This is a genomic window from Brachyspira sp., from assembly GCF_050873525.1.
GTDB lineage: Bacteria > Spirochaetota > Brachyspiria > Brachyspirales > Brachyspiraceae > Brachyspira.
On record NZ_JBNMIZ010000091.1, the window covers coordinates 1 to 10,000 of the forward strand.

At 30.1% G+C, this 10,000-nt stretch carries 8 protein-coding genes; 2 read left to right on the plus strand and 6 right to left on the minus strand.

The genetic code is table 11. The annotated features are described in order from the left end of the window. Positions 1-184: 184 nt before the first annotated feature. From ACR0QS_RS07420 to ACR0QS_RS07430, 3 genes are read right to left on the minus strand one after another with little or no spacing between them, the layout of a single operon-like run. Positions 185-1,546, minus strand: coding sequence for a tetratricopeptide repeat protein (locus ACR0QS_RS07420; RefSeq protein WP_432632803.1), 1,362 nt, complete (start codon positions 1,544-1,546; stop codon positions 185-187). A gap of 2 nt (positions 1,547-1,548) precedes the next feature. After that, the gene (locus ACR0QS_RS07425) at positions 1,549-2,556 is read right to left on the minus strand and encodes a hypothetical protein (RefSeq protein ID WP_432632804.1); all 1,008 of its coding nucleotides are present in this window, start codon (positions 2,554-2,556) and stop codon (positions 1,549-1,551) included. 9 nt (positions 2,557-2,565) lie between these two features. Then, positions 2,566-4,746, minus strand: a complete 2,181-nt coding sequence (locus tag ACR0QS_RS07430) for an ATP-grasp domain-containing protein (protein WP_432632805.1) — start codon at positions 4,744-4,746, stop codon at positions 2,566-2,568. Between the two features lie 129 nt (positions 4,747-4,875). Here ACR0QS_RS07430 and ACR0QS_RS07435 point away from each other — a divergent pair, with 129 nt between their 5' ends. After that, positions 4,876-5,223: a tRNA-binding protein gene (locus tag ACR0QS_RS07435; protein WP_432632806.1), complete on the plus strand. Its 348-nt coding sequence runs from the start codon at positions 4,876-4,878 to the stop codon at positions 5,221-5,223. 115 nt (positions 5,224-5,338) lie between these two features. Here the strand turns inward: ACR0QS_RS07435 and ACR0QS_RS07440 are convergent, their stop codons facing one another. The 3 genes from ACR0QS_RS07440 to ACR0QS_RS07450 form a co-directional block, all read right to left on the minus strand. Beyond that, positions 5,339-5,719, minus strand: coding sequence for a hypothetical protein (locus tag ACR0QS_RS07440; protein WP_432632807.1), 381 nt, complete (start codon positions 5,717-5,719; stop codon positions 5,339-5,341). Positions 5,720-6,227: 508 nt separating this feature from the next. Beyond that, positions 6,228-7,916, minus strand: coding sequence for a DNA repair helicase XPB (locus ACR0QS_RS07445; protein WP_432632808.1), 1,689 nt, complete (start codon positions 7,914-7,916; stop codon positions 6,228-6,230). A 35-nt stretch (positions 7,917-7,951) separates the two neighbouring features. Continuing rightward, entirely contained in the window at positions 7,952-8,629 is a 678-nt protein-coding gene (locus tag ACR0QS_RS07450) for a tetratricopeptide repeat protein (protein WP_432632809.1), read from the minus strand. Positions 8,630-8,802: 173 nt separating this feature from the next. Here ACR0QS_RS07450 and ACR0QS_RS07455 point away from each other — a divergent pair. Then, positions 8,803-10,000, plus strand: a 1,198-nt coding sequence (locus ACR0QS_RS07455) for a hypothetical protein (RefSeq protein WP_432632810.1), incomplete at its 3' end; no start/stop codon positions are given.

Sequence of the window (10,000 nt, forward strand, 5' to 3'; positions counted from 1 at the left end):
GTATTGTATTGTATTGTATTGTATTGTATTGTATTGTATTGTATTGTAGAATTTACATCCGCTCATTTTTCAAAAGTCCTTTTTTTAATTTTTAATTCTATCAATTTTAATTTTAAGAAAATTATACACAAATAATTAAAATTTGTCAAGCATTAAAAATAATAAAATTCTTAAATAATAATAATTAATCGCTAAATGAAATTACGCCTTCAATTATAGCCTCGAATCTGTCGGGTTCTATTATCGCTATGGTATCGTCCGTCTTTAAATTAGGAGCGAAACCGCCAATACTGATTAAGAAAGAGTGAGCGCTTTTATAAACTCTCGCGTAATCGACAAATTGGTCTACAACATCCTGCCTCATAGGATAGCCCGAAGTATCGAGAGCGAATGTGCTTTTATAAGACTGTCCTTCCGAACCGAATTTTTTTATCGTAACGAAGAAAACCAAAGTGTCGGATTTCTTGCTATGGTCTGTCACTATATATCCGTTTAAAGTCAATACTCTATAAAAATGTTTTTCCAAATAATCTACAACATCCATTTCCAAAGCGGTTCTTAAAGCGTTGTTTGCGATAATCGAACTGTAGGTTTTTAATTTATGGTCTATATCTAAATAAATATTTCTCGTGGCTTTTATTATTTCCCATTGTCGAACGGCATTTTCAAACTGTTTATTTTTTACCAAAGTCTCGGCATATCTATATCTTTCGTCAACCACTTTATCGTTAGGAATATCTTCTTTATTCAAAACCTGTTCGTAATAACTTTTTGCCTTATCGTAATTTCCAAGCTCATAATAAGAATTGGCAAGCTGTAAAGAAATAGCGTCTTTATTTTCCAATACATTGCTTCCATAAGCGATTTCCAATTCCACAACTGCATTTTGAAAATCTCTCGATGCCGACAAAACTTCTCCCATAAGCAAATGATATTGAACATTAGTCGGGTCCAAATCCAAAGCATGTTGAATATGCTGTTGAGCCGCATGATAGGAACGCATTTGATAATAACAATTTGCAAGCATATAAAGTAATTGAGGATTGCTGTCGTTTCGAGCAACCGCCAAACTAAAATACTGTTGAGCTAAAGCCCATTCTCCAGCCTCATAGGAAATACTTCCCGCTTTAAATAAAGAATCAAAATCCTGGTCTTTCAATCTTATTATTTCGTTATATTCGTCTATCGCTTTTTTATAATTTCCCGTTTCTTCATAGATTTTCGCTAAAAATTCGCGAACATTTAATTGATTTATCTCTTTTGTATAAGCTCCAGAATCGATTATATTTTGTAAAGCCGCCATAGCGAGTATAAATTGCTGCTGTTTATAATATAAATTTGCGCTAACCCATAATATATAAGGTTCTCTTTTATGTTTAGGGTCAAGTTCGTTTATCTCGCGCATAGTAGCGTCATAATTATTTTCATTATATAATTGAGTTATTCTTTTTAATTTATTTCCGTATGTTCCGCTTCTAATAAAATAATTAGTAGCTATAGCCAATACTACTATAAAAATGATTATAAATATTAATGAAACTTCCACAATTATATTCCTTTTTGATAAAATACGACAGGATTTTCCGTCTCTTCCGCTTCAATCAAAGCCTCTTGAAGTTTTGTAATCAAATTATCTTTAATCACAAAAGCCGATATTTTATTCATTTTATTAATTGAAAAGTCATAACCGCTTATCGCCATAGTTATTTCAATATCAATATTTTCGCCGTTAAATTCAAAATTATAATTCTTTAATCCCTTAAAATATCTTCTAATCGTTTTCCAAGCTTCTTCTTCGTCCGAATAAATATAAGTGTATATCGTATTATTTTCTATAAAGCATTGATTTTCGCCCGTTCTTGAATTTTGTTTTATAAATTTTATCAATTCTTCTTTAATATTTTTATAACCCAAATCCCCGCATTTTTCTTCGATTTTTTTATGATTTGATATTTTAAAACCCATAAGTCCTATCGCGTATTCATGTCTTTGGGAAAAAGAGATAATATTTTTAAGAGTATTAAAAAATATTTCGGATTCAATATTATTAATATTTTCTTCTCCCGATTCTTCGTTATTTTCTTCTTCGTATCCCAAATTATAAATAATGGTTTTATACATAAACGCTATCATTTTTTTTACTGAATAAGTAAGTTGTATAGAAATAAAAAATAAAGCCACCGAAAGAATCACAAAATAAAAAGTATATTCTCCTCTGTATAAAATCTTTTGTATTTCTGGAATATAACTTAAAGAAAGCAAAACTATCGCCGAAGTTACGATAAAAAATAAAAAATTACTCGCTCCGTTTATAAAATCATTTTCTATATTAAACATCAAAACTATTATAAAAGCGTATAATATTGAAACTGCAATCCAAATCCAAACCCAAATATCGAGAGTATATAATAAATAGACGAAAAAATTTTGAGGATTGGAAGATATTAAAAGTATATAAATCGGAATGAAAACCGTGCTGTATATTAACGCGCATATCATAGAAGCGAAAAATCCGCATAAATATGATTTCGATAAACTAACTTTTTTTGACTCCATAACCTCTGCCTAATTCTTATAAATAATATCGCTATCGTATTTTAATTCCGATTTCCCAAAAACTTTCATCATTTTTTCAAGTTCTTCTTTATTGGAATAAATCATATACTCCAAACCCTTTCTGCCTTTACTCACGGTTGCAATAAAACTCTCTTCCGTTATACAAACGGCATTCGCACCAAGCATAAAATACTTAAACAAATCGCTTCCGTATCTTGGAGATTCGGCAAGCATATTTATTTGCATTTTATGACGACTACCATGTAAATTTAATGCAATCTTATTTATAGTATCGGAAACTTTTTTTATACCTTTTAATAAATACTTATTATTATTTGAAAAATATAGGCTATTTATATTCTTATTAAACATATTTTCTATATCTTTATCGTTCGACAAACCTTTTATTATTAGCGGAATATCCAAACTTTTTCTTAAATTATTCAATTCTTTTTCGCTTTTTATAAATATTTTATTTTTTTCGATTAAATTAATATCATAGCAATATGACAAATCTATTCCAACCACGCATGCTCCGTTTCTTTGAGATTCTTTCGCTCTATGCATCAAAACTTCTTCAGAATTATTTCCGTTTAGCATTATTATTCCTCTTTTATGCTCTTTGATTATTTTAATTGATAGTTCGAATAATTCTTCATCGTTAAAATCGTTTAATATTGCAAGAACTTCGCAGCTTGAAGCGACATCCATCGTTATTTGATAATATTCTCTTATATCCATTATTCCGTCTATAGCTTCTTTAAGATTATGAATAGTGTCGATTATTATCGGCTGGGCGACATGAGTATTAAAAATTGTCGTTTCTAATTTTATCGGTTTTTCTTCATGAATTATATTCGGGCAGAAAGTATAATTTGAAAGTCCCGTTTCTTCGTCCGTGCTATATCTAAATAAATAAGAGAGATTAAATTTTGAAGCCAATTTTTCCTGCGCCAATCTTTTTATCTCTTCCATAGTCAAGTTTTTTTCATCCGTGAGTCTAAAATGAACGGAGTCGATAGCTTTATTTGCTATAGCGATTGCCTCGTCTCTCGTGTTTCCAACGGCGATAACATTTCCCGCTTTATCTAAATTATTTGTCGGCGGAACGAGTATATCTCCGACTTTTGTTTTTATAAATACTTCTTTTATTCCGTTTATATTTTTCGCTTTTTCTATTCCGTCAATGGATTCTATTATTCCAGTTCCCGGCAAAAATGCTTTCTCTACCGAAACTTTATTCCATTTTTGTTTTAAATCGCTCGGAGGATTTCCCAAAGCTATTTCTATCGCGTTTTTAATCAAATTGACTCCAGTCGATAAAGGATAAGTATAAGCGCTCATGAATCCGCCCGATAATCTTGCGGCAATTTCTCCAACCATAGCGCCGTTTTTAGTTACTTTAATATCTCCTTTAGCCGCGCCGATTTTTAGATTAAGCGCTTTTATTCCGTCCTTCATAACTTTAATCGCGTCTTCAATTTTTTCTTTATCCAAAGCGGAAGGCATTATATGCCCCGTCTCGATAAAAAATGGCGGATATTCTATTATTCTATCGGCGACTCCAGTAACATAAATTTCGTTATCGTAAATAAGCATATCAATAGAAAGTTCGGGACCGTCCATATATTCTTCAATTATAACCTCGCCAGACGGAGAAGAACTTTTCGCTCTATTAAAAGCGGCAAGTATATCGCTTTCGTTTTCCACTTTCATTACTCCTCGCGCTCCCATATTGTCTGCGGGTTTTAAAACGACAGGTTTATTTAAATGTCTAAACGCTTCGATTGTTTCTTCATAATTCCAAACGGGAAAAAAATTCGGCTGCGGAACATTATTTTTTTTGAATCTCTCTCTCATTCTTATTTTATTAGAGGCGGCATAAGCGTCTTCAAATCTATTTCCCGGGAGTCCGAGTGCGTTAGCTACGGCGGCAACCGTTGTGGACGCGTCCGTTCCAACCGTGATTACTCCGTTGATTTCCATCTGTTTGCTTAAATCTCGCGCCGCTCTAACGCTTCCATCAACATCTCGAGTCGACACAACCATCGGCAAATCGGCAATTTTCATTCCGTGAGCGTCTTTATTATAATCAAAAACGATTGTGTATAATCCCATTTCTTGCGCTATTTGTATTGCTGGAACTTGCAAAAGTCCCGCGCCTATTATAATTATTTTTTTATTTTTCATTGATACGCCTTCTATTTATAATTTTTTATTAATTTTTATTTTAGTTCTATTTTATATGTAAACCGAATAAATTTAATTATCTATAAAAATATTGTATAATTTATAAAAAAATTTTTAAAAGGATATAAAATGAATTCTATAAAAAACGAATGCTCTTTTGATAATTTTTTGGCTTTAGATATAAGAACGGGAACTATAATCGAAGCGGAAGATTTTCCAAAAGCTAAAAAACCAGCTTATAAACTTAAAATAGATTTCGGCAGTCTCGGAATAAAAGTCTCTTCGGCTCAAATAACAAAATTATATAAAAAAGAAGATTTGATAGGAAAAAGAATAGCCGCTGTCGTAAACTTTCCTAAAAAACAAATAGCGAATTTTTTCTCGGAATGTCTGGTATTGGGAGCGGTAAAAGAAAACGGCGAAGTTGCATTATTAACAATCAATGAAGATTGCGATAATGGAATTCCTATAGGTTGATTATTATTTATATAAAATAAGAACTCGGCTTTAAGCCAAGCTACTTTAAATTCAAATCCAAGTTTATAGTAAATCCATATAAGGCAACTTTTTAATTTCGTCAGGTTATTGTGGATTAGTCTACCCATTGATTAGGGTCCATATAAACCTCGCCTATTAACCAAATAAGTCTTGTTGGTTCAGAACTTTCAATAATTTTGACATTAAATAAAGCTACGCCTTCTGCTCGAAAAATTTTAACATAGTAGTTAGATTTATATTCAGTCTCTATAGTTAGATGTTTATTTACATAATTTTGTAGTAATTCTATATCGCTTTCAGATGTAAACATATAATATTTATCCCTATTTCCATTATCAATATCAAAATAAAGATTTCCTGTAACATTACCTTGTATCAAGTTGCCGCTAATTGTTATAGTTTTATTTTTTGTTATATCGTTATTACAACTTATGAAAGCAAATAAAATAGATAATAAAATTAATAGTTTTTTCATAATTACTACTCCTTTAGTTTAATCTCTATTATAAATATAATAAATTTTTTGGAAAAGTCAAATAAAATTTTTGCTAAAGCGGGCAGTCGCCTATTGTTATCAAAAAAAATAAGAAATTTATAATAAAGTAATTAAATTATGAAAGAATTTAAGCTAATTTACGAATAAAGTTAACATAATTCAATTATTTTCTATTTTAATTAAATGAAATTTTTTTTATTTTTTAACATTGTAAACCTTAAATTGTTTATTGAATTCATTATTTCAAACTTTAATTTTTATTGTAATTGCGTGTTTTTACTAAACCGTCATTGCGAGCAAATGCGAAGCAATCCACTTTTGATAAAATTAAATTTTGAAAATAGAATTTCTTAATTTTGGATTACTTGGCGTCTGGACGCTGTCCGCTTTAGCGCCGACTTTGTCGCAGACTTCGTCCTCGTTCCTAGGCTAAAGCCCACAGAGTGCGGGACGCCTACGGTGAATGACAATATTTGTAGATTTACTTCTATATTTCCAATTCATTAAAAGAATCCATATCAAGCAGTTCATAATGATAGCCCTGTTCGGTAAGGAATAATTGTCTTTTATGTGAAAAATCTTCTTCTTTCGTATCGCTTGTAATAATCGAAAAGAAATAACTTTTATTTTCGCCTTTTTTCGGACGCAAAACTCTTCCCAATCTTTGAGCCTCTTCCTGCCTCGAGCCGAAAGTCCCAGATATTTGTATCAAAACATTAGCGTCAGGCAAATCAACCGCCAAATTTGCAACTTTGCTAACTATAAGAGTATTTATTTCTCCTGATTTGAATTTCTTATAAATAATATCTCTTTCGCTTTGAGGAGTTTTTCCCGTGATTATCGTGTAGCCCGTTCTTTTTTGCATTTCGTCAAGCTGCGATAAATACTGCCCGATAATCAATATATTTTTTCCTTTGGCTTTTTCAATTATTTTTTTTACCATATCGTATTTTAAAATATTTTCGCTCGCTATTCTAAATTTTATTCTATCGCTCGAAACGACATAATCGTCTCTATGGCTTTCATCTAACGGAACTCTTATATCGTAACAGTAGGCTTCCGCAATAAATTTTTTCTCTTCGAGTTCGCGCCATGGCATATCGAATTTTTTAGGACCGATTAAACAAAATACATCCTTTTCAAGTCCGTCCTCTCTAATAAGAGTAGCCGTGAGTCCGAGTCGTCTCATGCTCTGTATTTCGCTTGTAAGTTTTATTATCGGAGCTGGAAGCAAATGAACTTCGTCATAAATTACGAGTCCCCAATTTTGACGAAAGAATATTTCAAAATGAACGAAAGGAGATTCTTTATTTTTTCTGTAAGTCAATATTTTATAAGTCGCTATCGTTATCGGTTTTATTTCTTTATTTAATCCGTTATATTCTCCTATATCTTCTGGCGGAATATCGGTTTTATCAAGTATTTCTTCTCTCCATTGTCTGCAAGCCGTCACTCCAGTAACTATAATTAAAGTTTTGCTCTGTATTCTATGCATAATATCCAAGCCGACAATTGTTTTTCCCGTTCCGCATGGCAAAGCAATTACTCCAGCGCCGCCTTCGGGTTTTCCGTTTGCATAAAAAGCGTCCGCAGAATTTTTTTGATAGTCTCTTAAAATAAAATTCTCTCCGCTTGAAGATAATTTTTCTCTCAAATTAAAATGATATTCTTCGCCAATTTTATAGCCCGCCAAATCCTGAACGGGATAGCCGATATTTATTAAAGCGAGTTTTATATGTCCTCTATAAATCGGTTCAATTTCAATTTTATTCGAATCGACTGTTTTTTTTATATATTTTAAAACTGGTTTATAATGAGCTATTTCGTCTATAATATCTATATCTTCGCTTATCAAATAATAATTTTCATTTTCTTTTATTATTTTTACTTTTCCGTATTTTTCTATACTCGTTTCTATCTGCTTGATTATATTTTTCGGTATTTCGTAAGAAGTATATTTTTTTAGAAAACTTATAATAGAATCTGCGCTATAATTCAAACTTGCCGCATTCCATAGAGATACTAAAGTTATTCTATAAGTATGTATATATTCGGGGCTTTTAAGGAGTTCGGCAAAGACGAGCATGAAATTTCTTATCTCCTCAAAATCTTTTGCGCTGACATCCAAAAGAATTGTGCCGTCTCCTTGAACTATTAGAGGAGCTTCTTTATTCAAATTTTATTTCCTTCAAACAAGATTAAATTCCAATTTTAATAAACATTATTTTCTATAAGATTTATCGTTTCCGAAAATATACTGAAATATTGATTATTCGTATCGTTATTATTCTGCCAATTTCTCAAAACATTTATAGACTTCGTTTTATCGTTTTGTTTTCTATAAACATCCGACAAAGTCAAAGTAGCCTGCGGATTCAAATAGCTATTCGGATAAGCCTTAATAAAATTATCCAAAGTATTAGCCGCTTCCGTATAATTCGTTAATTCGATTTGAGAATTTGCTAAATTATAAATGGCGCTTTCCTGCAAATAAAATCCTCTGCTGTCCGCGACTTCTTTAAAATATTTTGAAGATTCGCTAAAATTTCCAATATCGTAATAAATCGAACCTAAAGAATAAGCCGCTCTCAATTTTAGATTTTTTCCTTTCGCTTCTCTATAAACTTTTTGAAATCTTGTAGTTATTTCTATTACAACATTCGGGTCGCTCAATCTATCCTGCGGAATTTGACTATATAACGCGAACGCGGATTCAAATTCGGCATTAACCGTTTTATCCTGATTTTCGATATTCATGTTATAAATTAAAATTCCCGCGACTATAACTATAATCAGAACGAACGCTGATATAATTATCATTCTGTTATTGTAAAAGTATGTAAAAATTAATTCGGCATTTTTTTGAAATTTTGAAATTTTGTCAGACATATAAATCCCCGCTTAATTTAATTATTTTTTAATGTTTAATTATATTTAATTAATTTAAAAAAATCAAGCGTTTATTTAATATTTTTAAATATTTTTTAAAAATTACTAATTGTAGTAAAATCAAATAAATAGTATAATGAAACTAAATCATTTTTATTATATTCGGAGCGATAATGGAATTTAATTTGACTCTGCCATACGATAACGAAATAGAGGCGAAAGATAAAAATATAATACAGGAATTTATAATAAATAATATAAGCGAATACGAAAATAATTCTTCAAAATTAACCGAATTAATAATAGAAGCGATAACCTCTTTAAGTGCGGGAAAATCGAGAGCCGATTTTATAACAGAGCAGGGATTTTTCAAAAATTTACTCTATTCGATAACGGGACAAAACAGAAAAATTAGAGGAGAGATTGATTATAATTACGCTATTATAAAAAACGCTTCCGTGAGAATGATAGAATATTTGGCGGGACAAAATAAAATAACTTACGAAGGTTTGATATATTTAAATAATAAATTAAATAATATTGAAAAAGATTTGGAAGAAGAACTGATAATTATATGCCAAAATATTAGAGAATCTTTTAATTTTGTTTTGCATAAAATTGACGAAGAATCAAAAAGAATAGATTCTATAGAAAAAAAAGTTCGCTTGCTGGAATATAAAGCCTCTTGCAAACTGCTCGAATTTGACAATATAAAATATTCCGAAATGGACGATATTGAAAAAATAATTTGTTTAAGCGCCGATTTATTTTCTGAAATATATTATAGCGATTTATCGAAAGAAAATATTTATATGATAAAATCAATTCTTTTGGATTTCAATATCGAAGCGAATAAAAATATTAGAATAGTCGATTTATACGAAAAACTTATTGAAAAACCAGAATTTATTGAAAAATTATTTTTTAATATAATCAATATAAATAATGCAAATATTCCAGAATATGTTATTCCGATATTGAGCGGAGCAAATAAAATAAAAAAATTAAATAATGAAGAAAGTTATATATTGTCCGCTTTAAAAAATATTAGTAATATAAACGATATAAAAATAAATTTAATAATCGAATACGGAAAAAATTTACTTGATTTCGATTATAATTCCAAAATCAATAATTACGAAATTATTATAATGATTATAAACGAATTAAAAATGTCCGCCCGCCAAAATGACGATTCTATTAAAAATATAAGTTTAAGCGACAATATAAAAATCATGAATAAATATTATTCTTCAAAAGATTATTTTAAAGCGATAACGGAAGCGGATAATATTTTAACTAAAGAAAAAAATAATTTGAAAGCGCATAATATAAAAACGGAAAGCGTTTACAAAATTCTTATAAACGAAA

Coding starts and splice junctions, on each gene's coding strand:
- ACR0QS_RS07440 (WP_432632807.1), bottom strand. CDS start 5,719: ATGAAAAAACTATTAATTTTATTATCTATTTTATTTGCTTTCATAAGT.
- ACR0QS_RS07425 (WP_432632804.1), bottom strand. CDS start 2,556: ATGGAGTCAAAAAAAGTTAGTTTATCGAAATCATATTTATGCGGATTT.
- ACR0QS_RS07435 (WP_432632806.1), top strand. CDS start 4,876: ATGAATTCTATAAAAAACGAATGCTCTTTTGATAATTTTTTGGCTTTA.
- ACR0QS_RS07430 (WP_432632805.1), bottom strand. CDS start 4,746: ATGAAAAATAAAAAAATAATTATAATAGGCGCGGGACTTTTGCAAGTT.
- ACR0QS_RS07450 (WP_432632809.1), bottom strand. CDS start 8,629: ATGTCTGACAAAATTTCAAAATTTCAAAAAAATGCCGAATTAATTTTT.